This window comes from Bradyrhizobium sp. Mp27, from assembly GCF_029953005.1.
GTDB lineage: Bacteria > Pseudomonadota > Alphaproteobacteria > Rhizobiales > Xanthobacteraceae > Bradyrhizobium > Bradyrhizobium barranii.
This window is the reverse complement of sequence record NZ_JASAUS010000033.1, coordinates 22,053-48,268: the sequence shown is the minus strand read 5'-3', so window position 1 is coordinate 48,268 and position 26,216 is coordinate 22,053. Positions and strand designations below refer to the sequence as shown.

Annotated in this window: 24 protein-coding genes and 1 pseudogene; 9 read left to right on the top strand and 16 right to left on the bottom strand. The window is 65.1% G+C overall.

What is annotated here, in order from left to right; translation table 11 throughout:
* Positions 1 to 12 precede the first annotated feature (12 nt).
* Genes moaC through QJT78_RS18755 form a run of 4 tightly spaced genes read right to left on the bottom strand, consistent with a single transcriptional unit; the run spans position 13 to position 4,288 of the window.
* Entirely contained in the window at positions 13 to 531 is a 519-nt protein-coding gene (gene moaC, locus QJT78_RS18770) for a cyclic pyranopterin monophosphate synthase MoaC (RefSeq protein ID WP_028149626.1), read from the bottom strand.
* A gap of 1 nt (position 532) precedes the next feature.
* The gene (trpC, locus tag QJT78_RS18765; protein WP_028149625.1) at positions 533 to 1,354 is read right to left on the bottom strand and encodes an indole-3-glycerol phosphate synthase TrpC; all 822 of its coding nucleotides are present in this window, start codon (positions 1,352 to 1,354) and stop codon (positions 533 to 535) included.
* Between the two features lie 7 nt (positions 1,355 to 1,361).
* Positions 1,362 to 2,375, bottom strand: a complete 1,014-nt coding sequence (gene trpD, locus QJT78_RS18760; protein WP_028149624.1) for an anthranilate phosphoribosyltransferase — start codon at positions 2,373 to 2,375, stop codon at positions 1,362 to 1,364.
* 14 nt (positions 2,376 to 2,389) lie between these two features.
* On the bottom strand, positions 2,390 to 4,288 hold the full coding sequence (locus QJT78_RS18755) for a SurA N-terminal domain-containing protein (protein WP_038943056.1): 1,899 nt from the start codon (positions 4,286 to 4,288) through the stop codon (positions 2,390 to 2,392).
* A gap of 222 nt (positions 4,289 to 4,510) precedes the next feature.
* Between QJT78_RS18755 and tpiA the strand changes: the two genes are divergently transcribed.
* The 3 genes from tpiA (at position 4,511) to QJT78_RS18740 (ending at position 7,591) form a co-directional block, all read left to right on the top strand.
* On the top strand, positions 4,511 to 5,266 hold the full coding sequence (tpiA, locus tag QJT78_RS18750) for a triose-phosphate isomerase (protein WP_028149621.1): 756 nt from the start codon (positions 4,511 to 4,513) through the stop codon (positions 5,264 to 5,266).
* 140 nt (positions 5,267 to 5,406) lie between these two features.
* On the top strand, positions 5,407 to 5,793 hold the full coding sequence (gene secG, locus QJT78_RS18745) for a preprotein translocase subunit SecG (RefSeq protein ID WP_028149620.1): 387 nt from the start codon (positions 5,407 to 5,409) through the stop codon (positions 5,791 to 5,793).
* A 166-nt stretch (positions 5,794 to 5,959) separates the two neighbouring features.
* Positions 5,960 to 7,591 (top strand): CTP synthase, encoded by a 1,632-nt coding sequence (locus QJT78_RS18740; RefSeq protein ID WP_014494987.1) that lies wholly within the window; start codon positions 5,960 to 5,962, stop codon positions 7,589 to 7,591.
* Positions 7,592 to 7,595: 4 nt separating this feature from the next.
* On the opposite strand, the gene QJT78_RS18735 is transcribed toward QJT78_RS18740, so the two are convergent.
* The 3 genes from QJT78_RS18735 to QJT78_RS18725 all read right to left on the bottom strand — a co-directional run bounded on the left by QJT78_RS18735 (position 7,596) and on the right by QJT78_RS18725 (position 10,415).
* Entirely contained in the window at positions 7,596 to 8,258 is a 663-nt protein-coding gene (locus tag QJT78_RS18735; protein ID WP_038943059.1) for an rRNA adenine N-6-methyltransferase family protein, read from the bottom strand.
* 109 nt (positions 8,259 to 8,367) lie between these two features.
* Positions 8,368 to 9,744 carry a HAMP domain-containing sensor histidine kinase gene (locus QJT78_RS18730; protein ID WP_038943060.1) on the bottom strand — a complete coding sequence of 459 codons (1,377 nt, stop codon included), beginning with the start codon at positions 9,742 to 9,744 and terminating at the stop codon, positions 8,368 to 8,370.
* The gene (locus QJT78_RS18725) at positions 9,741 to 10,415 is read right to left on the bottom strand and encodes a response regulator transcription factor (protein WP_028149617.1); all 675 of its coding nucleotides are present in this window, start codon (positions 10,413 to 10,415) and stop codon (positions 9,741 to 9,743) included. The genes QJT78_RS18730 and QJT78_RS18725 overlap by 4 nt, the downstream gene beginning before the upstream one ends.
* A gap of 184 nt (positions 10,416 to 10,599) precedes the next feature.
* On the opposite strand from QJT78_RS18725, the gene QJT78_RS18720 reads away from it, so the two are divergent.
* The 4 genes from QJT78_RS18720 (at position 10,600) to QJT78_RS18705 (ending at position 15,344) form a co-directional block, all read left to right on the top strand.
* Positions 10,600 to 10,926 carry an NIPSNAP family protein gene (locus QJT78_RS18720; protein WP_028149616.1) on the top strand — a complete coding sequence of 109 codons (327 nt, stop codon included), beginning with the start codon at positions 10,600 to 10,602 and terminating at the stop codon, positions 10,924 to 10,926.
* 123 nt (positions 10,927 to 11,049) lie between these two features.
* Complete coding sequence (gene kdsA / locus QJT78_RS18715; protein WP_028149615.1) at positions 11,050 to 11,901, top strand: 3-deoxy-8-phosphooctulonate synthase; 852 nt, start codon at positions 11,050 to 11,052, stop codon at positions 11,899 to 11,901.
* Positions 11,901 to 13,112: an MFS transporter gene (locus QJT78_RS18710; protein ID WP_028149614.1), complete on the top strand. Its 1,212-nt coding sequence runs from the start codon at positions 11,901 to 11,903 to the stop codon at positions 13,110 to 13,112. Before kdsA ends, QJT78_RS18710 begins: the two co-directional genes overlap by 1 nt.
* Positions 13,113 to 13,250: 138 nt before the next feature.
* Complete coding sequence (locus tag QJT78_RS18705) at positions 13,251 to 15,344, top strand: HAMP domain-containing methyl-accepting chemotaxis protein (protein ID WP_028149613.1); 2,094 nt, start codon at positions 13,251 to 13,253, stop codon at positions 15,342 to 15,344.
* A gap of 74 nt (positions 15,345 to 15,418) precedes the next feature.
* Here QJT78_RS18705 and QJT78_RS18700 read toward each other — a convergent pair whose 3' ends face one another.
* The 6 genes and pseudogenes from QJT78_RS18700 to QJT78_RS18675 all read right to left on the bottom strand — a co-directional run bounded on the left by QJT78_RS18700 (position 15,419) and on the right by QJT78_RS18675 (position 21,508).
* The gene (locus QJT78_RS18700; RefSeq protein ID WP_028149612.1) at positions 15,419 to 16,324 is read right to left on the bottom strand and encodes a CoA ester lyase; all 906 of its coding nucleotides are present in this window, start codon (positions 16,322 to 16,324) and stop codon (positions 15,419 to 15,421) included.
* Positions 16,321 to 17,582: pseudogene (locus tag QJT78_RS18695) on the bottom strand (CoA transferase). Before QJT78_RS18695 ends, QJT78_RS18700 begins: the two are co-directional and overlap by 4 nt.
* Positions 17,566 to 17,793 carry a hypothetical protein gene (locus QJT78_RS18690; RefSeq protein WP_202801340.1) on the bottom strand — a complete coding sequence of 76 codons (228 nt, stop codon included), beginning with the start codon at positions 17,791 to 17,793 and terminating at the stop codon, positions 17,566 to 17,568. Before QJT78_RS18690 ends, QJT78_RS18695 begins: the two are co-directional and overlap by 17 nt.
* A 62-nt stretch (positions 17,794 to 17,855) precedes the next feature.
* Complete coding sequence (locus tag QJT78_RS18685; protein ID WP_202801341.1) at positions 17,856 to 18,668, bottom strand: ABC transporter ATP-binding protein; 813 nt, start codon at positions 18,666 to 18,668, stop codon at positions 17,856 to 17,858.
* Positions 18,661 to 20,400: an iron ABC transporter permease gene (locus tag QJT78_RS18680; protein ID WP_028149609.1), complete on the bottom strand. Its 1,740-nt coding sequence runs from the start codon at positions 20,398 to 20,400 to the stop codon at positions 18,661 to 18,663. The genes QJT78_RS18685 and QJT78_RS18680 overlap by 8 nt, the downstream gene beginning before the upstream one ends.
* Entirely contained in the window at positions 20,390 to 21,508 is a 1,119-nt protein-coding gene (locus QJT78_RS18675) for an extracellular solute-binding protein (protein WP_240537571.1), read from the bottom strand. Before QJT78_RS18675 ends, QJT78_RS18680 begins: the two co-directional genes overlap by 11 nt.
* Here QJT78_RS18675 and QJT78_RS18670 point away from each other — a divergent pair.
* A complete protein-coding gene (locus QJT78_RS18670; RefSeq protein WP_080586558.1) occupies positions 21,498 to 22,286 on the top strand; it encodes a GntR family transcriptional regulator in 789 nt (262 codons plus the stop codon). The genes QJT78_RS18675 and QJT78_RS18670 overlap by 11 nt on opposite strands.
* A 63-nt stretch (positions 22,287 to 22,349) precedes the next feature.
* Here QJT78_RS18670 and QJT78_RS18665 read toward each other — a convergent pair whose 3' ends face one another.
* The 3 genes from QJT78_RS18665 to QJT78_RS18655 all read right to left on the bottom strand — a co-directional run bounded on the left by QJT78_RS18665 (position 22,350) and on the right by QJT78_RS18655 (position 24,729).
* Positions 22,350 to 23,147, bottom strand: coding sequence for a substrate-binding domain-containing protein (locus QJT78_RS18665; RefSeq protein WP_028149606.1), 798 nt, complete (start codon positions 23,145 to 23,147; stop codon positions 22,350 to 22,352).
* A gap of 16 nt (positions 23,148 to 23,163) precedes the next feature.
* A complete protein-coding gene (queF, locus tag QJT78_RS18660; protein WP_041960296.1) occupies positions 23,164 to 23,640 on the bottom strand; it encodes a preQ(1) synthase in 477 nt (158 codons plus the stop codon).
* Between the two features lie 111 nt (positions 23,641 to 23,751).
* The gene (locus QJT78_RS18655) at positions 23,752 to 24,729 is read right to left on the bottom strand and encodes a lyase (protein ID WP_281460273.1); all 978 of its coding nucleotides are present in this window, start codon (positions 24,727 to 24,729) and stop codon (positions 23,752 to 23,754) included.
* Between the two features lie 174 nt (positions 24,730 to 24,903).
* Between QJT78_RS18655 and eno the strand changes: the two genes are divergently transcribed.
* Entirely contained in the window at positions 24,904 to 26,187 is a 1,284-nt protein-coding gene (gene eno / locus QJT78_RS18650; protein WP_028149603.1) for a phosphopyruvate hydratase, read from the top strand.
* Positions 26,188 to 26,216: the final 29 nt, after the last annotated feature.

Genomic DNA, 26,216 nt, shown 5'->3' with positions numbered 1-26,216 from the left:
ATCGCGCGGCGCTCAGGCGCGGTAGTGGCCCGACTTGCCGCCGAACTTCTCGACCAGGTGGATGCCCTCGATGCGCACGCCGCGTTCGACCGCCTTGATCATGTCGTAGATGGTCAGGCAGGCGACCGACACCGCTGTGAGCGCCTCCATCTCGACGCCGGTCGGGCCCGTCACCTTCACGCTGGCGCGAACGAGGCAGCCTGGCAGCTTCGCGTCGGGCTCGATGTCGACCGTGACCTTCGACAGCGCGAGGGGATGACAGAGCGGGATCAGCTCCGAGGTGCGTTTGGCGGCCATGATGCCGGCGATGCGCGCGGTGCCGAGCACGTCGCCTTTCTTGGCGTTGCCCGAGACGATGAGATCAAGCGTCGCCTTGGTCATGATGACGTGGCCTTCGGCGACCGCGAGCCGCTCGGTCGCGGGCTTGTCCGACACGTCCACCATCCGCGCCTCGCCGGAGACGCCGATATGGGTGAGGGCAGGGCCGGCTTTCGTCTTGGATTGCCTGGCCTTGGCGGGCTTGCGCGCCATGTCAGCGCGTACCCGTCGCGCGCGGCACGTTCTCGCGCGCGAGCAGCGTGCGGGTGGCGGCGGTCACGTCGGCCTGCCGCATCAGGCTCTCGCCGACCAGGAAGGTCGACATGCCGACGCGCTCGAGCCGGGCGAGATCGGCGGGCGTGAAGATGCCGCTCTCGCCGACCATCAGCCGTTCCGCAGGGATCAGCGGCGCCAGCGTCTCGCTGGTCGCGAGCGTGGTCTCGAAGGTGCGCAAATTGCGGTTGTTGACGCCGATCATCGGCGAACGCAGCTTCAGCGCGCGGTCGAGCTCGGCGCGGTCATGGATTTCGATCAGCACGTCCATGCCGTAGGCGAGGGCGGCGTCCTCGAGATCCTTGGCGGTGGCATCGTCGAGCGCGGCCATGATGATCAGGATGCTGTCGGCGCCATGCGCGCGCGCTTCAATCACCTGATAGGTGTCGAACATGAAATCCTTGCGCAGCACCGGGAGCGACGTCGCCGCGCGCGCCGCCACCATGAAGTCGAGATGGCCCTGGAACGAGGGCGTGTCGGTCAGGACCGACAGACAGGCCGCACCGCCGGCCTCGTAGGCCTTGGCGAGCAGCGGCGGATCGAAATCGGCGCGGATCAGCCCCTTCGACGGCGAGGCTTTCTTGACCTCGGCAATCAGCGCGTAGTCGCCATTGGCGTGCTTGGCCTTGATCGCGCGCACGAAGCCGCGTGGGGCTCCTTGCGCCTTGGCCTTGGCCTCGACTTCCGAGAGCGGCTGCGCGCGCTTGGCGGCTGCGATCTCTTCGCGCTTGTAGGCTTCGATCTTGGTCAGGATGTCCGACATGTCAGGCTCAACCGTTCGAGACCGCGATCAGATGCTTCAGCCGCGCGCTCGCCGCGCCGCTGTCGAGCGACTTCGCGCCGATCGCAACGCCCTCCTTGAGGTCCTTGGCGTGACCGGCCACGACTAGCGCAGCAGCGGCGTTGATCAGCGCGACGTCGCGATAGGGGCTCGGCTTGCCGTCGAGCACGCTCTGCAAGGCGATCGCATTGGCGTCGGCGTCACCGCCCCTGAGCGCACCGGGATCGCAGCGCGGCAGGCCGGCGTCCTCCGGCGTCACCTCGAAATTCCGGATCTCGCCATTATGGAGCGCGGAGACGAAGGTCGGGCCGGTGAGGGTGATCTCGTCGAGGCCGTCGGAGCCATGCACCACCCAGGCGGATTCCGAGCCGAGGTTTTTCAGCACCTGCGCCAGCGGCTGCACCCATTGCCGCGAGAACACGCCGACCATCTGGCGCTTGACGCCGGCCGGGTTCGACAGGGGGCCGAGCAGATTGAAGATCGTGCGTGTCGCGAGCTCGACCCGGGTCGGGCCGACGTTCTTCATCGCCGGATGGTGGGCAGGGGCGAACATGAAGCCGATGCCGCATTCGCGCACACAGCGGCCGACCTGCTCGGGCCTGAGGTCGATCTTCACGCCGAGCGACGCCAGCACGTCGGCGGCGCCCGAGCGCGACGACAGCGCACGGTTGCCGTGCTTGGCCACCGGCAGGCCGGTGCCCGAGACGATGAAGGACGCGCAGGTCGAGACGTTGACCGAGCCGGAGCCGTCACCACCGGTGCCGACGATGTCGACCGCGTCCGCGGGCGCGTCGACTGTGAGCATCTTGGAGCGCATCGCCGAGACCGCGCCGGTGATTTCGTCCACGGTCTCGCCGCGCACCCGCAGCGCCATCAGGAGGCCACCCATCTGCGAGGGTGTGGCCTCGCCGGACATCATGGCGTCGAAGGCGGAAGCCGCTTCGTCACGCGACAGGCTGGCGCCGGTCGCCACTTTTCCAATGATCGATTTCAGGTCGTCCATCGCGTGCTTTCAACTCACTGGTTCGCGCCGGTCACCTGCGCGAAGGCGGCCTGATTAATGGTGGTCCCGATGTCGGTTTCAAGCTTGTTGACGTAGGAGGCGACCTGCTCGTCGGTCAGCGCGCGGTCGAGGCTGTCCTTCAGCTTCTTCACCGCGTCGGACGCGGCGTCGACCGCGGGTTCGACGATGTCGGTGACGCGGAAGACGATCACCTCGCTGCCGCCGTTCACGGCGGTCTGTCCGACCCCGTCCTTCGCGGTGCGGAAGGCGGCCGCAACGACGTTGGCGGGCACACCGGCGGGCGAGTCGTCGCGCTTGAAGCCGGAGGCGGTCTCGACCTTGGCGTTGATCGCGGCGGCCTCGTCAGCGAGCTTGCCGCCCTGTTCGAGCTTTTGCACCATCTCGGTCGCCTTGGTCTTCAGCTTGGCGGCGATCTGGTCCTGGCGCCAGCGCGCCTCGACCTGGTCGCGCACCTCGTCGAGATTGCGGTCGCGCGAGGGCGTGATGGCGAGCACGTCGTACCAGACATAGCCGCCCTTGAACGAGATCGCGTCGTTGTCAACGCCGACATCGGTGTTGAAGGCCTGCGACACCACGTCGAGGCCCTGCGGGATGCTGGTGACGGGCTGGCCGTTCGGGGCACGCCCGGAGCGGTCGACGGCGTCGATGGTCACGGCCGTGAGGCCGAGCTTCTGCGCCGCGTCGATCACGCTGGCGCCGCCGCCGCGCTCGTCTTCCATCTTGTCGCGGAGATCGTTGACCTTGACGCGGGCGCGCTCGGTGGCGATCTCGCGCTTGATGTCGCCGACAAGGCTGGCGTAGTTCGCTTCACTGCCCGGTTCGATCTTGTCGACCTTGACGATGGACGTGCCGAGACGGCCCTGGATCGGCTGGCTGATCTCGCCTGCGGGAAGCGCGAAGGCGGCATCGCCGACCGCGGGGTCGAGCGACGATTTGGTCACGAGCCCGAGATCGACATCGGAGCTGCTCAGCCCGCGCTCCTTGCCGAGGTCCTCGAACGACATCCCGCCGGCGAGACGCTCGCGTGCGGCCTGCGCCTCGGCGACGTTGGGGAATACGATCTGATGGATCTGGCGCTTCTCCGGCGTGCCGAGCCGGTCCTTGCGCTGGTCGAACACCTTCTTGGCGTCCTCGTCGGAGACCTCGCTCCATTTGCCGATCTCTTCCGGCGAGACCACGACGAAGGAAATCTTGCGATATTCGGGCGCGCGGAACTGGACCTTGTGATCCTCGAAATAGGCGGCGAGGGCTTCGGGCGAGGGAGCGTCGATGGTGCCGGCCTGCGCGGCGTCGAGCCTGACGAATTCGATCGCGCGCTGCTCGTTCTGGAAGCGCGTCAGCGCGTCGATCATGGCCTTCGGCGGTTCGAGGCCGGCGCCGATCGTGCCGGTGATCTGCCGGCGCAGCGACACCTTGCGCTGCTCGGAGACGTAGCGCTGCTCGGTATAGCCGAAATTGCGGATCACGGCCTGGAAGCGGTTCGGATCGAAGCTGCCGCCGACGCCCTTGAAGTTGGGGTCGTTCATGATGACCTGGCGGATCTGCTCGTCGGACTGGCCGAGCCCGAGCCGGCGGGCTTCTTCGTCGAGGGCGGCTTCCGCGATCGTCTGCTGGAGCACCTGACGGTCGAGGCCGAAGGCACGCGCCTGGTCAGGCGTCAGCGGCCGGCCGAACTGGCGGCTGATCTGTTGCAGCCGGTCGGTATAGGTCTGCCGGAACTCGTTCAACGAAATCTCGGTGCTGCCGACCTTGGCCACCGTGGACTGCCCGAAGCCTTTGAAGATGTCGGCGATGCCCCAAACGCCGAAACTGATGATCAACACGCCCATCACCACGGCCATAATGGTCTTGCCGAGCCAGTTTGATGAGGCCTTGCGCATTCCTCGAAGCATTTGGTCCAACTTGTTTGGCAGGAGGGGAACGGGAGCGCGTCTTAATGCAGATTCCGCAAAAGCGCGTCACCAAATTGATCAATCATCATAAAGTGGTGGCTTTCCCCCCGCAACCTCAGGCCACGCGGTCCCTCGACGCTGCGGTTAAAGCCCTCAGCTCTCTGGAACTGCCGCGACAGCTCTGCTAGCGCATGCACAAACCTCATTTTGCTGGAAATTGACATGACCGACGCCATCCGACCGCTGATCGCCGGCAATTGGAAAATGAACGGCCTCAAGGACTCGGCTGCCGAATTCGACGCCATGCTCAAAGGCGCGGCAGAGGTGGCCGCCAAGGCCGACCTGCTGGTCTGCCCGCCCGCGACCCTGATCGCGGCCTTCGCCGACAAGGCGCGCGGCAGCAAGGTCGCGGCGGGGGCGCAGGATTGCCACCCCAAGGCCTCCGGCGCCCATACCGGCGATATCGCGGCCGAAATGCTGGCCGATGCCGGTGCGACCGCCATCATCGTCGGCCATTCCGAGCGCCGCGCCGACCACGGCGAGGGCGATGCCCTGATCCGGCAGAAGGCCGAGGCCGCCTGGCGCGCCGGCATCACCGCGATCGTCTGCATCGGTGAGACGCAAGGCCAGCGCGATGCCGGCCAGACCCTGGACATCCTGCGTGGCCAGCTCGACGGCTCGCTGCCGGAGGGTTCGACCGCCGCCAACCTGGTCGTGGCCTATGAGCCGGTCTGGGCGATCGGCACTGGCCTGACCCCGACGGCCCAGGATGTCGAGCAGATTCATAGCTTTATCCGGGAACTCCTGACCTCCCGGTTCAGGGCGGACGGGACCAGGATGCGCATCCTCTATGGCGGCTCGGTCAAGCCGTCGAACGCGGCCGAGCTGATGTCCGTGAAAAACGTCAACGGCGCGCTAGTCGGCGGCGCCAGCCTGAAGGCGGCCGATTTCCTTGCGATTGCGAAGGGCTGCCCCTAGCTAATCTCAAAGCGCGGCCGTGGCCGATCGGGGGGTGGCAATGCCTCTTCCGATCGTGTAACACCGCGCAACTTCAGGAAAACCCGCGAAGCGCGATCGGCCGCCGTCTCGGCGCTGTCGGCTTGTGACGGAAGGACACTATGCAGACCGTTGTCATCGTCATTCACCTCATGATCGTCGCCGTCATGATCGGCGCCGTCCTGCTCCAGAAGTCGGAAGGCGGCGGCCTCGGCATGGGCGGAGGCGCGGGCTTCATGTCGAGCCGCGGCACCGCGAATCTTTTGACGCGGACCACCGCGATTCTGGCTGCGGGCTTCTTCCTGACCAGCCTGTTCCTGTCCTGGCATGCCGGCTACAGCCGTGCGCCAACGTCGATCATCGGCGCGCCGGCGTCTCAGACCCAGCCGGCCGGAGGCTCTCCGATCGCGCCGCCGACCTCGGGCGGCATCCTGGATTCGCTGAAGAAGGCCGACGAACAGCAGCAGAACCAGGCGCCAGCCGGCCCGCAGGTGCCGCGCTCGCAATAAAGCAGGGGGGCCATGCAGGGCGGCTTCTACCGTCCTGCATCAAAAATCCCCATCAAGGCTCTGTCACCACTCTTAGTTTTGGCTCACCCACAGGCCCGCAAATTATTTGGGGCGGAATACGAATCGCTTTGGCGAATCGAATTCGAGGGATTAGAGGTTAAGTCCCATGGCGCGGTACATATTCATCACCGGCGGCGTGGTCTCTTCGCTCGGCAAAGGTCTGGCTTCAGCGGCACTCGGTGCCCTGTTGCAAGCCCGGGGCTACAAGGTCCGCCTCCGCAAGCTCGACCCCTATCTCAACCTCGATCCCGGAACGATGTCGCCGTATCAGCACGGCGAAGTGTTCGTGACCGATGATGGCGCGGAGACCGATCTCGATCTCGGTCACTACGAGCGTTTCACCGGCCGGCCTGCGACCAAGCAGGACAACATCACCACCGGGCGCATTTACCAGGACATCATCTCCAAGGAGCGCCGCGGCGATTATCTCGGCGCGACCATCCAGGTGGTTCCGCACGTCACCAACGCCATCAAGGAATTCGTCCTTTCCGGCAATGACGATTACGACTTCGTGCTGGTCGAGATCGGCGGCACCGTCGGCGACATCGAGGGCCTGCCTTTCTTCGAGGCGATCCGTCAGCTCAAGAACGAGCTGCCGCGTGATCATGCCGTCTACATCCATCTGACGCTGCTGCCTTACATCCCGAGCGCGGGCGAGCTGAAGACCAAACCGACGCAGCACTCGGTGAAGGAGCTGCGCTCGATCGGCATCCAGCCGGACATCCTGCTCTGCCGCACCGACCGCGAGATCCCGAAGGAAGAGCGGCGCAAGCTGGGGCTGTTCTGCAACGTGCGCGAAAGCGCCGTGATCGAGGCGCGCGACGTCGACAACATCTACGCCGTGCCCGAGGCCTATCATAACGCGGGCCTGGACGACGAAGTGCTCGCCGCCTTCGGCATCGGCTCGCGGATTCCGCCGGAGCTGCGAAGCTGGCAGCAGATCAACGAGCGCGTCCGCAATCCCGAAGGCAACGTCACCATCGCCATCGTCGGCAAATATACCGGCATGAAGGATGCGTATAAGTCGCTGATCGAGGCGCTCTCGCATGGCGGCATCGCCAACAAGGTGAAGGTCAATCTCGACTGGATCGAGAGCGAGATCTTCGAGAAGGAAGATCCCGCACCGTTCCTCGAACACGTCAACGGCATTCTGGTGCCGGGCGGCTTCGGCCAGCGCGGCGCCGAAGGCAAGATCCGCGCGGCGCAGTTCGCGCGCGAGCGCGACGTGCCGTATTTCGGCATCTGCTTCGGCATGCAGATGGCGGTGATCGAGGCCGCGCGAAACCTCGTCGGCATCGAGGACGCCAACTCCACCGAGTTCGGCCCGACCAAGGAGCCGCTGGTCGGCCTGATGACCGAATGGCTGCGTGGCAACGAGCTCGAGAAGCGCTCCAAGGCCGGCGATCTCGGCGGCACGATGCGTCTGGGCGCCTATCCCGCGGCGCTCAACCGCGGCAGCCGCGTCTCGCAGGTCTATGGCGGCGCCACCGAGATTTCCGAGCGCCACCGCCACCGCTACGAGGTCAACACCGCCTACAAGGACCGCCTCGAGCAGCACGGTCTGAAGTTCTCCGGCCTCTCGCCCGACGGCGTGCTGCCGGAGATCGTCGAGTACGAGGATCATCCCTGGTTCATCGGCGTCCAGTTCCATCCCGAGCTGAAATCGCGGCCCTTCGAGCCTCATCCTCTCTTCGCCTCGTTCATTCAGGCGGCGATGGTGCAGTCGCGGCTGGTGTGATGCCTCAGGGCGCGGCGGTGTAGTCGCGCACGAGGTGCATCGGCGCCGGCGCGACCGGCATTGAGGCATCGGGCGCAAGCGTTTCCGTGACGATCTTCATCTGGGGCCGTCGCGTCAGCTTGTAGACGGCGGCCGGTGGCACGTTCAGCAAGGCGCGATCCACCAGTTTTGCCCGCAAGCCCAGCCGGTCGAGCACCGGCCGCGGCACGGGGCAGCTCATCCCGTAGGTGAACTGATAGAACGCGCCTCCCGGGCGGACGTAACGGAACGCACCGCCGATGATGGAGACGACCTTGCGCGTCGACATATTGAGCAGCGGCAGGCCGCTGACCACGGCGCCGACCGGCGCGCCGTCATAGAGCCGCTCCGTCGTGAGCCGTCCCGCATCCATCCACAACACGCGCGCGCCGGGAAAACGGATTTGCAGGAGCTTCGTGAAGTCTGAGCCGTATTCGATCAGCGTGAGGTCCTGCTGGCGCACGCCGCGTTTCAGGAGCTTGTAGGTGAAAGCGCCGGTGCCGGGGCCGAGCTCGAGGATCGGGCCTGTCGTTGCGGTGATCTCGCGGGTGATGAGATCGGCTAGGGCAGCGCCCGAAGGCGCGATCGCGCCGACCCGCCGCGGGGCCGACATCCAGGACAGGAAGAATGAGAGGAAATCGTTGGGCATGCGCACTCCGGCATTTCGATTGCGCCTCGCAAATCAGAGGTGAGGCGGTCGAAGAGTCGCCTGAGCGCATTGCGACAGCATTGCGCTTGAGACGCAGAGACGAATTGAATCAGCCCTGTTGCAGGGGCGGCAGCGTGATCCTGAAGCATGCACCGCCGTTCGGTCCGTCCAGGACCGAAACGTGACCGCCATGCAGGAGCATGATCTCGTGCACCATGTTGAGGCCAAGGCCGGCGCCGCGATCGAGCGGCGTGAGCCGGTAGAACGGCTCGAAGATCAGCTCGCGCTGATCGGCCGGAATGCCCGCGCCCTCGTCGGTGACTTCGATGCTGGCGGGACGGCTGACGCGAATGACGATCGTGCCGCGGCGAGGGCCGTGCTGGATGGCATTCTGCACGAGGTTGGTGAGCGCGCGTTCGAGCGCGGCCGCGTCGCCGAGTACGTCGATCCGCGCGGCAGGCGCGTCGAAGGACAGCTCATAGCCAGCCGCGATCGCCAGCGGTGCGAGGTCGGCGGCAACGCCTTGCGCGACGGAGACCAGGTCGACCGGCACGAATGGATGCCCGCAACGGTCGAGCCGCTGGATATCCAGCAATTGCTCGGCAAGCGTCGCGAGCCGCGCCGCATCCTCGATCAGGCGGGTCTTGTCCGGTCCCGACGGTAATGACTCCAGGCGCGTGTTCAGGATCGCGATCGGCGTACGCAGCTCGTGCGCGGCGTCGGCAACGAAGCGCTTGTGGCGGGCGTAACCCTGATCGAGCCGCGCGAGAGCGTCATTGACCGCGGCCACCAGCGGTACGACCTCAAGCGGAATCTGCTCCACCGACAGCCGCGCGCCGCGCTGATGGATATCGATCCGCCGGGCCTGGTCTGCGGTCGCGTCCAATCCTCTGAAAGCGCGCTGCACGACCATCGGCGTCGCGATGAACGTCGCGGTCCCCATCAACAGCAGGCCGGGGAGTGCGATGCCCAGCAACACCAGCGACGTCGTGAACACCGCCTTGGCGCCGCTGAGCTTGCCCTGCGTCGCCGTGATGACCTGCACGTTGCCGGCGTCCGTGTCGATGCGTTTCAACCGCGCCGCCGGCTTGCGTGGATCGTCCTCGAGGAGCTGCCAGCCGAGCCGCGCCTGGCTGATCTGGTCGAGGGCGCCGCCGATCCCGGCGAATTCAGCCGGCACGGAGCCTTCACTGAGCGAATGCCCCTGCCTGTCGCGAACCAGCAACCAGAGGTCGGGGGTCTCCTCGCGCAACGCTTTCAGCTCGGCCGTCGGCCGCAGCGTCAGACCGCCGGCTGCGTCGCGCGCGAGCGCGCTCTGCACGACGTCGATCACGCGGTCTTCGTCCCGTTGGACCAGCACGAAGCCTGTAGCGCACAGCGCGCCGATGATGACGACGACCAAGGCGACCAACAGCGCGGCCTGGAGCGAAAGCAGGCGCCAGCTCAGCCGAGAGCGCAGGCAATATGGGTCGGAGTGCCTGCTCACGGCAGTTTCTTCAGGAGATAGCCGACGCCGCGGATGCCGTGGATCTCCACGTGCGCGTCGGCTTCGGCAAGCTTGCGGCGCAGCCGCGAGACATGCGTATCGAGTGCGTTCGACTGGATCTCGTCGTCGAAACTGTAGACCGCTTCCTCCAGCGCCGATCGCAGCACGGTCCGGCCCATACGGCGGACCAGGGCTTCGAGCACAAGGAGCTCCCGCCGCGGCAGTTCGAGCGGAGCCCCGTCGACGCTCGCCTCGCGATGGCCGAAATCGAAGGCGAGGCGGCCGGCGCGGATGATGTCGGGCTGGAGCCCGGCGGGCCGGCGCAACACCGCGCGCAGGCGCGCCAGCAGTTCCTCCACCGCGAATGGTTTTGCCAGATAATCATCCGCCCCGCTGTCGAGCCCGGCGACGCGATCGGCGAGCTCGCCGCGTGCCGTCAACACGAGGATCGGCACACCGTCGGCGCGCGCTCTCAGTTTCGGAATCAGGGCAAGACCGTCGCCGTCGGGCAGCTGGCGATCGAGCAGCACGGCGGCGTGCACGTCGGCGGAAATGGCCTCTTCGGCCTCGGCAAGCGTTGGCACGTGATCGACGATCATGTCGTACCGCTTGAGCGCCGAGGCCAGCGCCCCGGCCATCTCCGCTTCATCCTCGACGAGCAAAATCCGCATGATCCGCACCTGAGCCTCAACCGAAGCGTTGTAGCGGCAGCATCATTGCGGCAGCATTACGGGAACCGGGTGCGATCGGGGCCGGCAAGCCATGCGCCAGACGCCACGGGCGGTATCGGGCAGCGCCGAAGACACCGTCACGGCCAGCCGTTATAACCCCCGACGTCATCAGGGAGGAACAAGAATGATCTATGAAATGCGCATCTACCGTTGCGTGCCCGGCCGCCTGCCGGCGCTCCTGAAGCGGTTCGAGACGGTCACGCTGAAGCTCTGGGAGAAGCACGGCATCAAGCAGGCCGGGTTCTTCACCACGCTGATCGGCGAATCCAACCAGGAGCTGACCTATTTCCTGGCGTGGGATTCGCTCGCCGACCGCGAAGCGAAGTGGGGCAAGTTCATGACCGACCCGGACTGGATGAAGGCGCGTGCCGAGAGCGAAGCGGACGGCCAGATCGTCGGCAACATCGTCAGCCAGCTCCTGACGCCGACCGCGTTCTCGTCGGTCAAGTAGCGGCTCCCGCGCGGCGCGCGCCGGGGCCCCCGGCGCAACCCTGATATTCTGACGGCCCAGTCTGAATGGGGTTGATCCGCCCCTCATCGCCGCTATGGTCGCGGCGAAACGAGGGAATTTGCCTTGAGCTCTTCGAATTCAGCGGCGCCGGTCGTCACCATTGGCTCGGTCAGGTTCGGCAACGATCTGCCGATCTCGATCATTGCCGGGCCGTGCCAGCTCGAAAGCCGCCAGCACGCGCTGGAGGTGGCCTCCGCGCTGAAGGAGATCGCCGCGCGGCTGAAGGTCGGCCTCGTCTACAAGACCTCGTTCGACAAGGCCAACCGCACCAGTGCATCGGCTGCGCGCGGCCTCGGGCTGGCGCAGTCGCTGCCGATCTTCGCCGAGATCCGCGCCTCCCTCGGCTTGCCGGTCCTGACCGACGTGCATGACGCCGCGCAGTGCGCCGAGGTGGCGCAAGCCGTGGACATCCTCCAGATCCCGGCCTTCCTGTGCCGGCAGACCGATCTGCTGCTGGCGGCCGCCGCAACGGGCAAGGTCGTCAACGTCAAGAAGGGGCAATTCCTCGCGCCCTGGGACATGGCCAATGTCGTGACCAAGATCACGACCGCGAACAATCCCAACGTGCTCGTCACCGAGCGCGGCGCCTCGTTCGGCTACAACACGCTGGTCTCCGACATGCGCGCGCTGCCGATCCTGGCGCGCACCACCGGCGCGCCCGTGATCTTCGACGCCACCCATTCGGTGCAGCAGCCGGGCGGGAAGGGGACGTCCTCGGGCGGCGAGCGTGAGTTCGTGCCGGTGCTGGCGCGCGCAGCCGTCGCGGTCGGCGTTGCCGGCGTCTTCATCGAGACCCATCCCGACCCTGATCGCGCGCCCTCGGACGGGCCCAACATGGTGCCGCTGCGCGAGTTCGAAGGGCTGATCCGCACGCTGATGGCATTCGACGCGGTGACGAAAAGCACAACGCGCTGATGTCCCAGCCTGCGACCGGGCCGTCGTCCGACCAGAAGTTTCCGCCCGCGATCAATATCATCGCGCTCGCGAGCTTCTCGGCGGCGTTGTCCACGCGCGCGCTCGATCCCGTCCTGCCGCATGTCGCGGAAGATTTTTCGATCAGTATCACGACGGCCGCCAGCATCGCGGCCGGCTACGCCTTGATCTACGCGCTGGTTCAGCCGGTGATCGGAGCGGCTGCCGATCTGTTCGGCAAGGCGCGGTTGATGACGTTGTGCCTGGCGCTGCTTGGCGTCTCCTGCATTCTTGGCGCGGTCGCGACCACGTTCTCGGGCCTGTTCGCGAGCCGCATCCTCGCCGGTATCGCCTCCGGTGGCGTGTTTCCGGTCGCCCTCGGCCTGACCGCCGACCTCGTCGCACCCGCCAAGCGGCAGGTCGCGATCGGCCGCACGCTTGCAGGTTCGATGACCGGCAATCTGCTCGGTGCGACCGCCTCCGGCATCATCGGTGAACTCATCGGCTGGCGCGGTGTGCTCATGATGCTCGGCGCGCTCGGCCTGATCGCGGCCGTTGCGGTGGCCGCGGGCTTTCGCGGTGCCGCGCTGACGGCGCCGCCGAAGACGGATCTGAAGGCCCTGCGGCAGGGCTACCGGACCATCTTCGCCAATCCCAACACGCGCTACTGCTACTCGGCGGTCTTCGTCGAGGGCTGCTGCGTATTCGGCCTGTTTCCGTTCATCGCGGCGCTGCTGTTCGATCTCGGCGAGAAGTCGCCGTCGATCGCGGGCATCGTGATCGCGGGCTTTGCGATCGGCGGACTGTTCTACACTTTCACAGTCTCACGGTTCCTGCCGTGGCTCGGCGTCAGGGGCATGATGATTGCGGGCGCAGGCCTCGTCGGACTGCAGCTCGGCGTGCTCGCCTTCGGTCCCGGATGGAAGCTGCAATTCGCCAGCATGCTGGCGATGGGCTGGGGCTTCTACATGATCCACGGCTGCCTGCAGGTCTTTGCCAGCGAGCTGTCGATCGGGGCGCGGGCAACGGCGATGTCGTTGCATTCGTTCTTCTTCTTCATGGGGCAGACCGTCGGCCCGATCGCCTATGGCCTTGGCCTCCAGCACGGTGGCAAGGTCCCGACCCTGCTCGCGAGCGCCGCGATCATGATGGTGCTGGGTCTCGTCTGCGCCCGGCTGCTCAAGCAGAGGGCACCCTCGGACGCACGGGTCTGAGGGGAGTATCGAACTACCGATTTCCGTATTTTCCCGGAAGAGATTGGTAGCTAAAGCCGTTCAATCTTAAATCAAATCTCATCGTTCGCTCCTTAGATTGCCCGCGAACCGCGTCTTGGCAGCAATATGGATCAGTCGATGCAAAAGCAGCGTTCAGTCGCCCGCATCCTCGGGGCGGTGGTTGGGTCTCTCGGTCTCGTTCTCGTCGTCATCTGTGCCTATGCGCTGAAGCTCGCGGTCACCCGCTACTCGGACAGCAACCGCATCGTCTCGCTCGCGGTCGCCAGCCGCGCTCTGACCAATACGCTCGTGATTTTCCGCCTGGAGCGCGGTGACACGCTGAGCTATCTGGCGTCGGCCGCCCCCGCGCCAGACAGCGTCATGAACAGCCTCGCCGAGCAGCGAGCGGCGGTGCAGAAGAATTACGCGCAGGCCTTGCAGAGCCTCACCTCCGCTGAAGCGCCCGGTCTTGCCGAAAAGCTCGACAAGCTCCGCGGCATCTGGGCGCAGCTGGAGGAGTTGCGGCCGCGCGCGGTCGCTGCGCTGAAGCAGGAGAAGGCGGCGCGTGATGCGAACCTGCAACCGAGCTGGGCCAAGATCAGCGACGCCTATATGGATGCGATCGGCGACGTCACCGCCCATGTCGACAACGCGATGACGCTGATCGACCCCGTGGTCGATCGCCTCCTGATCGCCAAGCAGGCCTCCTGGCAGGCCCGCGCCAATGCCGGCCAGACCATTCTGATCCAGTTCTCCTCGATCCTCGCCAACAAGACCTGGACCGCCGCCGATGGCGTCACCTTCGCCGATCTGCGCGGCCGCATCCAGCAGTCCTGGGTGGTCGTGCGCGATCTCGGCCCGAATGTGGCCTCGCCCGAGCTGCTGCAGGCGATCCGTAACGCCGAGCCGGAAATCTCCGGCGCGCTCAGCGACGAACGTAATGCCATTGCGACCAAGCTGCTCGCCGGCGAGCCCGCCGGCGTCGCAGGCATCGACTACCGCGATCGTCAGCTTGTCGGCGCCAACAATGTCGTCATCGTCACGCAAACCGCGCTCGCCAACATGATCTCGCGGGCCGAGGAGGGCGCCTCGCGCGCCCGCTTCAGCCTGATCCTGTTCGGCCTGCTGGTGCCGGCCTCGCTGGCGCTGACCATCGGCGGGCTGATGCTGATGCGCAACCGCGTCACCCGGCCGCTGACCGCGATCACCGGCGTCATGTCTCGTTTCGCGGCGCATGATTTTGCCGGCGAGGTGCCGGGCCTCGGCCGCAACGACGAGATCGGCCGCATGGCCGCGGCGCTCCAGGTGTTCAAGGAGGCCATGATCAACGCCGAGCGCCTGTCCGGCGACCAGGCCGCCGAGCGCGCCGACAAGGAGAAGCGTGCATCCGAATTGTCCGGCCTCGTGCGGCAATTCGAGAGCCGCATCGGCCAGATGGTACAGACGCTGTCGAGCGCCTCGGGCGAGCTGGAGACGACCGCGCGCTCGATGTCGGGCACGGCAGCCGAGGCCCAGACCCAGGCCGGCTCGGCCTCGACGCTCGCCGACCAGGTCGGCGGCGGCGTGCAGACCGTGGCGGCTGCGGCGGAGGAGCTCAACGCCTCGATCCGCGAGATCAACCGTCAGGTCGAGCAGGCGACGCGGGCCACCGAGCAGGCGGTCGTCACCGTCAAGGAAACCGACAGCACCATGCGCGCGCTTGCCGACGGCGCCGATCGCATCGGCGAGGTCATCGGCCTCATCACCTCGATCGCCGGCCAGACCAACCTTCTGGCGCTGAACGCGACGATCGAGGCAGCCCGAGCCGGCGAGTCCGGTAGAGGTTTTGCGGTGGTGGCGAGCGAGGTGAAGAACCTGGCCTCCCAGACGGCGAAGGCGACCGAAGAGATCAGCGCCCAGATCACGGAGATCCAGGGGGCGACGCAGAAGGCGGTCTCGGCGATCGACGGCATCGTCAAGACCATCGAGGAGGTCTCGAGCATCAACCGCGTCATCGCCGCCGCCATCGAGGAGCAGAACAAGGCCACCGCCGAGATCGCAAACACCGTGCAGCACACGGCGGAAGCGACCTCGACCGTCACCCGCAACATCGCAACCGTGTCGTCAGCCGCGAACGAGACCGGCCGCGCCGCGTCCGGCGTGCTGAAGGCCGCCGCCAACCTGTCGAGCCAGTCGACCTCGCTGACGTCGGAGGTCGACGGCTTCATCAGCAAGGTGAGGGCGGTGGCGTAAGCGCTGGCGCGCGCTCTATCGAATCGTCCTTGGTCCCCAGAGACAGCGCTTCGCGCCGCGCTGGGGGACCACAATCAACGAGGGCGATGCGCGCGGCCGGCGATTGCTTGCGCGCGCTCGAGCAGCGCTTCGGCTCGCTGCACGATCGGAATATCAATCATCTTGCCGTCGATGGCAAAGGATGCACGTCCCTCGGCAGCCGCTTGCTTGTTGAGCGCAACGACGCGCTCGGCGTCGGCCACCTCCTTCGCGGAGGGGCTGAAACCCTCGTTGAGGATCGGCACCAGCGACGGATGGATGCAGGCAGAGCCCACGAAGCCAAAGTCCGCGGAGCGCCTGACTATCCTTGTGTATCCTTCCAGATCGGAGAAATCGGCGACTGAGCCGATGGTGCCGAGCGGCATGATGCCGGCGGCGCGGGCTGCCTGCACGACCTGTTGCTTTGGCATCAACAGGGTTTCCTCCGTCGGCTTGGCGCCGATGGCGGTGGCATAATCTTCCGCACCCAGTGAAATGCCGGCCAGCCGCGGGATCGATCGCGCGATCTCGTGAGCCCTCGAGAGAGGACCGGGCGCCTCGATCAGGCCGACAAACCAGATCTTGCCGATGGGCAATCCGCGCTCGATCTCCAGTCTGGTCACCATCTCGTCGAGCAGACGCAGATGCTCGGCGCCTTCGACCTTGGTGATCTTGATCGCGTCCACTCCGGCGATGACAGCCGCTTCCAGATCGGGCACCGCCAATTCGAGCGGCTGGTTGATCCGCACCATGACATCCGAACTTCCGGTGTCGCGAAAGCGCTTCACGATGCCCGGGATCAGCTTTCGAGCATTGGCCTTTTCAGCCAGCGGCACGCTGTCCTCGAGATCGATGATCAGCGCGTCCGCGCCGCGCTCGACGGCCTTGACCACGAACCGCTCGACGTTCGCGGGTACGAACAGCGCAGAGCGCCAGACCGGGAATTTTCGTTCAACTGTCATGTGCTGGTTTCCTTCACAACGCCCGAGGCGAGGGCGGCATCGATGTCGTCAGGGCTGAGGCCGGCTTCGGCCAGGATGGTGCGGCTGTGCTGACCGAGGCGTGGCGCAGGCGTCCGGATGCTTCCGGGCGTCTCGGACAGGCGTACCGGGACGGCGTGCATCGGGAACGTTCCCATGTCCTCGTCGGGATAGTCGGCCAGCAGTCCGCGGGCCTGCACGTGGCGATCGTTCATCAAGCGGACGGTGTCGTTGACCGGACCGATCGTGACCTCGGCCGCCTCGAAGAAGGCGACGTTGTCGTCGACCGTTCGTGTCGCTATGAAATCGCCGATGATCTTGTCGAGTTCGGCGACATGGACGAGCCTCTGCTCGTTGGTCTTGAACTTTGGATCCTCGCAGAGCTCCGGGCGGCCGATCGAACGCAGCACCCGCATCGCCATGCCTTGCGTGGATGCCGACAGGCAAACCCAGCCGCCATCGAGCGTGCGGTAGACATTGCGCGGTACCGAGCCGCTCGAGCGGCTCCCGCTGCGCGGTTTGACCACGCCGGTCAAACGGTAATTTGCCGCCTGGGGCCCGAGCGAGTTGACGATCGGGTCGAGCAACGGCAGGTCGATCACCTGTCCCTTTCCGCCGTTGATCTCGACTTCCCGCAGCGCCGCCATGGCTGCGAACGCTCCGGTGAGACCGGACAGGGCATCGGCCAGATACATAGGCGGCAATACCGGCTCACGATCGGGGAAGCCGTTCATCTCGGCGAAGCCCGAAAAGCCTTCCACCAATGTCCCGAAGCCGGGCCGGCGATGATAGGGGCCGGTCTGCCCCATCCCGATATGCGAACGATCACGAGCTTGGGCTCTAGCCGCAGCAGTTCCTCCGGCGATAGCCCCATCTGCTCGAGCGTGCCGGGACGGAAACTCTCGACCAGCATCGCGGCGCCGGGAATCATCTTGCGGATCAGCGGCACCGCTTCGTCGTGACGGAATTCCAGGCAGATGCTGCGCTTGTTGCGCGAATGGATCTTCCAGTTGGTTTCGACACCCTTGGTGCGCCAGCCGCGCAGCGTATCGCCTTCGCGCGGCTCGACCTTGATGACGTCGGCGCCGAAGTCGGCGAGATGCTGGGTGAGCAGATTGCCTGCGACCAGCCTCGAGAGGTCGATGACGCGGAGCCCTGTCAGCGGGCCGCGGACACCGGGGGTGTAGTCGGCCTGATGCAGTCCGCTTTCGGGAGAGGTGGCGTCAGTGGGATTTGCCATGGTTCCGTTCTGTAAACAGGATGCCGCCGGTGACAGGCAGCCACAGGCGCAACTGGCGGTCAGTCGTTGCCTCCTGGGTTTCGATGCGGATCTGATTTCCGCCGACGCTCAATCCGATTTGCCATCGGCCGCCAACATAGGAATGGCTGACCACGTCGGCTTCAACGATCGAACCTCCGATCGCCTGATCGTTGGCCGCCGCCAGGCGCATCTGCTCGGGGCGATAGGCAAACGTGACCTTGTCGCCGAGGGATGGACGTCTGTCGGACTTGATCAGAACGCGCTGACCATGGCGAGACTGACCAGTGTCTGTCCGTCGCCGTCGGGCGCCCCGACCACGTCGCCGTTCAGGAAATTGGTCGTTCCGATGAAGTCGGCGACGAAACTGTCTGCCGGCCGCGTGTAGATCTCTTGGGGCGACCCGATCTGGCTGATGCGGCCGCCATTCATGACCACGATGCGGTCGGACAGAGCCAGCGCTTCGACCTGGTCGTGCGTCACGTAGATCGTCGTCAGGCCGAGGCGCGTGCGCAGTTCGGCAAGCCAGGTCCGGGCGCGATCGCGCAGCTTTGCGTCGAGATTCGACAGGGGCTCGTCGAGCAGGAGGATTTCGGGCTGGTAGACCAACGTTCGCGCGAGCGCGACACGCTGCTGCTGGCCGCCCGAGAGCTGATGCGGATAGCGGTCCTGAAAGCGCTCCATCTCGACGAGAGCGAGACTCTCCTCGACGCGGCGCTTGCAGTCGGCGGTCGATACCTTGCGCAGCTTGAGCGGAAACACGACGTTGTCATAGACCGTCATGTGTGGCCACAAAGCGTAGCTCTGGAACACGAGCCCGCAATGGCGCGCTTCCGGCGGCAGGAAGATTCCCTTTTCTCCGTCGAAATAGGTCTTGTTGCCCACGCGGATACGTCCGCTCGTCGGTTGATCCAGTCCGGCAATGGCGCCGAGCGTTGTTGACTTGCCGCACCCTGACGGCCCCAGCAGCGTGACGAACTCGCCATCGGCAACGTGGATGTTGACGTCGTCGATCGCTTTGACCGGTCCGTACCGCTTGTGCAGGTTCTCGATCAGCAACTCAGCCATAAAGCTTCACTCCGAGAAAAGCGCGCGCCGCCGTGACACAGACGCCGATCACCAGGATCTGGATGGTCGCCAGCGCGGACACCAGACCGACCTCGCCCTGCGTCCATGCCTGGAGCAGCGTGGTCCCGATCACTTCGCTGCCGGGTGCGAACAGGAAGATCGCTGTCGTGTATTCCTTGAAGAACGTGATGAAGAGGATGATGAAGCAGGCAACGAGTGCCGGCCGCAATAAAGGCAAAACGATGCGCCGGCTCGTCGTCCACCAGTCCGCGCCCTGCGTACGGGCGGCGCGATCGAAATCCGGGCTCATCTGCAACAACATCGGAGCAACCGCACCGAGCCCCACAGGAATGAAGTGCATCGTGAAGGCGGCAACCAGAATCCAGATCGTGTTTCGGAGGCCGCCCAGGCCAGGCACGAGCGCAAACGCGTAGAAGAAACCGATGCCGGCGACGACGCCGGGCACGGCACGGGGAAACAGCGCGATGTAGTGTAGCGCGCCACGCCAGCGGAAGTCGGACCGCAGTACGATGATGGCGATCAGGGCGACCATCGCAGTGGCGACGACGCCACCGACCGAACTGACGATCAGCGAGTTCCAGATCGAACGCGGGTAGACCGGGTATTCGAGCATGTTGGCGAAGTTGCCGAGCGTCAGCACCTCGCTGATCGGCACCATCGGCGACAGCAGGCTGGTGAAGGCGCGCAGCAGCAGCGCGCCGATCGGCATCACGACGGTTGCGGTGATGTAGATCGCCGAGACGATGCAAAGCGGCCAGCGCAGGCTGTTCAGGCGGAAAGGGCGCGGTCGCGTGGCCTTGCCGCCGAGCGTGACGAAGCGTCTTGTATTGCCGAGCAAGCGTCCTTGTAGCCACACCAGCACGCAGACGACGGCAAGCATCAGCACGGCAGCCGTTGCCACCAGCCCGTGATCGGGGCGGGCCGACGCCACGCCGTTGTTGTAGAGGAACGTGGTCAGCACAGTGATGCCGGCGGGATCTCCGAACACCAGCGGAATTGCGAGCAGCTCCAGTCCCACCGTGAAATTGAGCACTGCGCTATAGGCGATCGCCGGCATGAGGAGCGGCAGCGTGATCCGCCACAAGGTCCTCAAGGTGCCGGCGCCGGTCACGCGCGCGGCTTCCTCCAAAGTCGGATCGGTGATCGAGGCCGACGACATGCAGTAGATGTAGGCGACCGGTGCTTGCGAGACGCCTGCGATCATCGCCATGCCCGGCAGCGAGTAGAGATTCCAGGGCGCGCCGTCGAAGATCGACTGAACCAGAAGCGTGAGGTAGCCGGCCGGTCCGTAGATCGTGTACCAGCCGAACGACAATACCAGCGCCGAGAGATAGATCGGCCACAGGAAGAGCTCGCCAAACAGCCGCGCAAACGGCATGTCGGTGCGGCCGAACAGCACCGCCGCCAGCGTGCCCAGCGTCTGCGAAATCACGGTGGTGAGGGTGGCGAACACGAACGTGTTCCAGATGACGAGCGCGAAGCCGTCGGTGCGAAGCAGGCGCCCGAAATTGCCCAGCGTCAGTTGCTGGCCGGAATCGTAGAGCGCACGATCCAGGAAAGATTGATAGAGAACGGGCAGGAGAGGCGCTGCGATCAGGACGATTGTCAGCAGCGCCATGCCGTACTGGATGACGGTATCGCGGCCGGGCAGCGGCTTCGGCAAAGCGTCCGCGGCCGACGACCCCAGCGCGCTGCTTGCGTCAAGCGACATTGAAGGTCTTTTTCCAGCGCGCGAGGAAGCTGTCGTAGTCCCGCACCGCGTCCCGATCGTAGCCGATGTAGCAGATGTTCTGCTCGCCGACGGCTTCCACGATCGACGAGTAGGTGTGGCGAATTCCGTCGCCCGGCTTCACACCGGGGCGTGCCGGCGTCAGGCCGCCCCGTCCGAATGCGCGCTGACCGTCCTCCGAGACGACGTAGTCGAGCATCAGTTTTGCTGCGTTGACGTTCTTCGATCCCTTCGGAATCGCGATGCCACGCAGCACGACCGGCTGACCGTCTCCGATGAAGCTCCAGCCGAGGATCTTTGCCCGCGCCGGATCGTTCAGGCGCGGCCAGAAGGTGATGGCCGAAACGAAGAAGCCCATGGTGTATTCGCCGGAGGTGACCTTCTCGGTCATTGGGCCGCCGGAACGCTCGAATCGGGGCGAAAGCTTTGCAAGTTGGGCGAACCAGTCCCAGGCCTTTTCGCCGTGCTTCTTCACGAACGCGTAGCTGATGCCGTAGCCGAAAGTCGTTTGATGCACGCCGTAGCTGGTGATGCGGTTGCGCCAGGTCTTCTCGTTTGCGACCGCAAGCTCGACGAACTCGGCAAGTGTCTTGGGACGCTTGCCGTCGGCCACCAGCGTGTTGTTCCAGATCAGCGCCATGGGGTCGGACGAGACGGTGTAGACGCCGGGAAACGGCTTTGACCAATCCGGCCAGGCCTTCGCCTCAGGCGAGACGTAGTCGAGGACTTCACCGCGCTCCTGGAAATCGATCCATCCGCCCGGATCGGCCGTCGCGATGAGGTCGCAGGTGCGGCTGTTGGTGCTCCGCTCGGCCAGATATCGCTCGAAGCTCTCGCGGGAGGCCGGGAGATCCAGGGTCTCGACCTTGATCTTCGGGGAGAGCTTGTTGAAGCCCTCGATCACGGGACGCCAGTTTTCCGGCGACATGATCGAGTAAATGAGGAGGCTGCCCTCGTTATGGGCGTCGTCGATGATCTTCTGATAATTCTCGGGATACCCGTTCGGCGCCGCCTGGGCCGTGCCCCGGAGCCCCATCGTGGCGCCGAGAACCGACATCACCATTAAGCTTCTACGATCGATGCCTGACATCTACTGTTCCTCCGGCCGCCGCGATTTGTTATGCGCATTTATTGGCGCCAATTTGTGCGCAAATGGTCTTGGCAAGTCAAGCGCTCCAAAAAGGGAAGCAGCCATGAAAGTACGGAAGGAGCAGAAGAGGCTGTTGGCGGCGGAAATCGGTGCCGCCATCCTGCAAGGCGACTACCGGCCCGGCGAATGGTTGCGCCAGATCGACCTGGAAGAAGCCTTCGCTGCCAAACGGTTTGACGTCCGGAGTGCGCTGACCCAGCTTGCCGCAAGCGGGATGGTGACGCATGTCGACAATCGCGGATACCGGGTCGCACAACCCGACTTGAACGTCGTTCGCGAGATATTGGCGATCCGCACGCTGCTCGAGGTTGAAGCGGCCACGCAGGCGCTACCGAATATCGGCCCCGACGAACTCAAGAAGATCAAGCAGGCTCAGCAAATCTTCGAAGATGCTGTGGCGCGCGGCAGCAAGGCGGATCAGGCAAATACCAACGCAGCCTTTCACGACGAGATCTATCGCCATGCAGCGAACCAATCGCTCGCCAGCCTCATCGTGGAGATCAGAAATCGCGCCAGACCAGGGCCGATTGCTTTGTGGCCGTCGAACGCCGAGCTGCAGAGAAGTGCGGCACACCATGTCGAGATCGTCGATGCGATCGAGTCTCGCGATCTCGCCGCGCTCGTTGCAGCAGTGCGACGACACATCGTCGAATCCGGCGCCAACTATCCGGCGCGCGATCTCGGTCCGGTCAAGAAGACCTCAGCAGCCTCCGATTGACTAAGAGTGGCGAAGCCAATCTGTTGAGGGCGTATCAGGAGCAGCGCGTGGAGTAGGCCTGCCTCAATTCGCGCCCCCCGCCGGGATCGGCTCCATCCCGCTTGCGATGATCGCTTCGCGTGCGGCGGGGGAGGCGAGGAATTTTATGAGGGCACGGCCGGCCTCGGGCTCCTTCGAACCGGCCGCGATCCCGGCCGAGAAGATCGTGATCTTCTGCAATTCGTTCGGCAGCGGTCCCACGATATCGATGCCCTTCACGGGCTTCAGCTCGCTGATCTGCTGGAAGCCTAGCTCGGCCTCGCCGTGCGCGACGATCTCGCCGACCGGCGTTGCCGGAATCTTTCGTGCCTTGTCCTTCATGACGTCGGCGATGCCGAGCTTGTCGAACATCTCGGTCGAGACGTAGACACCGCTGGCGCTATCGGAATAGGCGATCGTCTTCGCCGCCAGCAGCGCGCGCTTGACCGCCTCCACCGAGCCGATATCCGGCTTCGGCGCACCCGATTTCACGGCAACGCCGATCGGTGATCTGGTGAGGTCGACCTGGCTGCCGGCCACGACCTTGCCCTTGCCGGCGAGGTCGGTGAGGGCATAGCCCACCATGATCAGGACATCGGCGGGTTCGCCGCGCTCCAGCCGGACCGGGATCGCATTGGTGGTCGTCCCCATCGACGGCCCATATTCCGTCAGCACTTTGTTGCCGGTGGCCTTTTCGAATTCCGGCACGAGCGCCTTGTAGGCAGCCGTCAATCCGCCCGAGATCATCACATGGACCTCGGCAGCTTCGGCCGCGCCGGTCAGCCACAGGACGGTTAGAACGCCGAAGGCGATGTTGCGGAATGTTGCTGATATCGATGTCATCGTCATTCGTCTCCAACTAACCCCGCCCGCGATACGGTGCGACGCCTTGTTCCGGCACCCACAATCCCTTCGGCACGCGGCCGGTCTGCCAGAACACGTCGATCGGGATCCCGCCGCGCGGATACCAGTAGCCGCCGATGCGCAGGAACTTCGGCTTGATCTCGCTCGCGATGCGCTTGCCGATCATGACGGTGCAATCCTCGTGGAATGCGCCGTGATTGCGGAAGCTCGCGATGTAGAGCTTGAGCGACTTCGACTCCAGCAGCCACGGGCCGGGCGCGTAGTCGATCATCAGATGCGCGAAATCCGGTTGTCCCGTGACCGGGCACAGCGAGGTGAATTCCGGCACGGTGAAGCGCACCAGATAGTCCGTGCCCTTTTGCGGATTGGGCACGCGGTCGAGCTGGGCTTCTTCCGGTGTGTGCGGCCATTCGACCGCGCGGCCGAGCTGGAGGGATTTCTTCGCCATCGTCGTCACATCCTGTTCGAGCATGATCCGGAAAAGTGGGCACCGGTTTTCCGAAAGATCATGCTCAACTAAAAACCGGAGCGCGATAAGATCGCGCTCCAGAGGATGCCGGGATGGACGCAAATGACGCCGTCGTCAACCAACCGCGATCGTCTGGATCATGACGATCCGGTCGTTGCCGGACTCGCAGCCCCACAGTTCGCCCGGGCGACCGTCGAGCTGGCGCACATTGGCATTGGCCTTGTCGCTGGCGAAAACGTTGAACCGTTCGGTCGTGGGATCGAAGCGGACGATGGCATTGGCGGAGAAATCCGTCAGCCAGACCTTGTCCTTGTCGTCGACATAGACGGCATAGGTGCGGGGGCGATCGCCCGGCAGCTTCCAGGTTTTCCAGGAGCCGTTGGCGGGATCGTGCACCGAGACGTGACCGCTGTTCCACTCGCTGACCCAGATCCGGCTCATCGAATCTGACCAGACCCGCCGCGCCCCCTGGCTCGGCGTCGGCGGCTCGACGATGGCGGCATTGCCGGTCGCAAGATCAATCTTCGCGATATGGCTGCCGGCCAGCGAGGCGTACCAGACCTCACCCTTGGGCGTCACCGCGATGCCGTAGGGGCCAACACCCCTGGGCGCCCTGAACACGTCCATCTCGCCCGATCCCGGCTTGAGCCGGCCGTAATAGCCGGACTGGCCGGTGAACCAGTAGGTGCCTTCCTTGTCGAACACGCCGGTGTTGAGATTGGCGGAAGCGAATTTTTCGGGAAGGCGGAACAGCGTGACCTTGAGATCGCCGGGATCGACCCGGGCGATCGCGTTCTGGCCGCCCTCGGTGATCCAGGGGGCACCGTCGGGGCCGATCGTCACGCCGTGTGGTGCTGCGCCCTGACCGAGGCTGACTGTCTTGAAACTGCCATCCCGGGGGTCGAGCCTGCCCAGCATGCCCTTGCCCTGCGCCGTGAACCAGACCGTGCCGTCGCGAGCGGGGGCGAGGTCGTGCAGGCCGATGCCGGCGCTGATGGGGAAATATTTCGTCCGGAACAGGCCTTCCTGCGCAAAACTTGGGCGGACGGCGAGGAGGGCGGTGCTCGAGGCAAGAAACTGGCGGCGGTTCATGGCGTTACCCCGACTGTTTCAGATTGAGGTTGGACGCGCAGAGCAGGCGACTTCAAGGATAGTCCGAGCCCGCTCACGCGTCAGTCGAAGCACGCCGTCCAAGCGTTCACATTTGCTTGCGGCCCGTGTAAGACCCCCGGCACCGATCAGCCCTAACGAACGGAAGTGCACATCATGACCGCCATCATCGACATCATCGGCCGCGAAATTCTCGACAGCCGTGGCAATCCCACCGTCGAGGTCGACGTCGTGCTGGAAGATGGTGCGCTCGGCCGTGCCGCGGTGCCGTCCGGCGCCTCCACAGGCGCCCATGAGGCGGTGGAACTGCGCGATGGCGACAAGGCCCGCTATCTCGGCAAGGGCGTCACCAAGGCGGTTGGCGCCGTCAATGGCGAGATCTTCGAGGCCCTGAGCGGCCTCGATGTCGAGCAGCAGGCCCAGATCGACCAGATCATGATCGACCTCGACGGTACGCCGAACAAGAGCCGGCTGGGCGCCAACGCCATCCTCGGCGTCTCGCTCGCCTGCGCCAAGGCTGCCGCGAACTCGCTCGACATGCCGCTCTATCGTTACGTCGGCGGCACCTCGGCGCGGCTGTTGCCGGTGCCGATGATGAACATCATCAATGGCGGCGTGCATGCCGACAATCCGATCGACTTCCAGGAGTTCATGATCCTTCCCGTCGGCGCGTCGTCCTTTGCCGAGGGCCTGCGCTACGGCGCGGAAGTGTTCCACACCTTGAAGTCCGAGCTGAAGAAGGCCGGCCACAACACCAATGTCGGCGACGAGGGCGGTTTCGCCCCGAACCTGCCGTCGGCGGACGCCGCGCTCGAATTCGTCATGAACGCGATCGGCAAGGCGGGCTACAAGGCCGGCACCGACATCGTGATCGGCCTCGACTGCGCCTCGACCGAGTTCTTCAAGGACGGCAAGTACGTCTATGAAGGCGAGGGGAAGACCCGCTCGATCTCCGAGCAGGCCAAGTACCTCGCGGACCTGGTGTCGCGCTATCCGATCGTGACCATCGAGGACGGCATGTCGGAAGACGACATGGACGGCTGGAAGGAGCTCACCGACCTCATCGGCAAGAAGTGCCAGCTGGTCGGCGACGATCTCTTCGTCACCAACGTCAAGCGCCTGGCCGAAGGCATCAAGGCCGGCCGCGCCAATTCGATCCTGATCAAGGTCAACCAGATCGGTACGCTGACCGAGACGCTCGCTGCCGTCGAGATGGCGCACAAGGCCGGCTATACCTCGGTGATGTCGCACCGCTCCGGCGAGACCGAGGATTCCACCATCGCCGACCTCGCGGTCGCCACCAATTGCGGGCAGATCAAGACCGGCTCCCTTGCGCGTTCCGACCGCACCGCCAAATACAATCAGCTCCTGCGCATCGAGCAACAGCTCGGCAAGCAGGCACTCTACGGCGGCAAGGCGGCACTGAAGGCGCTGGCATAAGCCGGCGCTCTGGCAAGGACAGGGAGGAT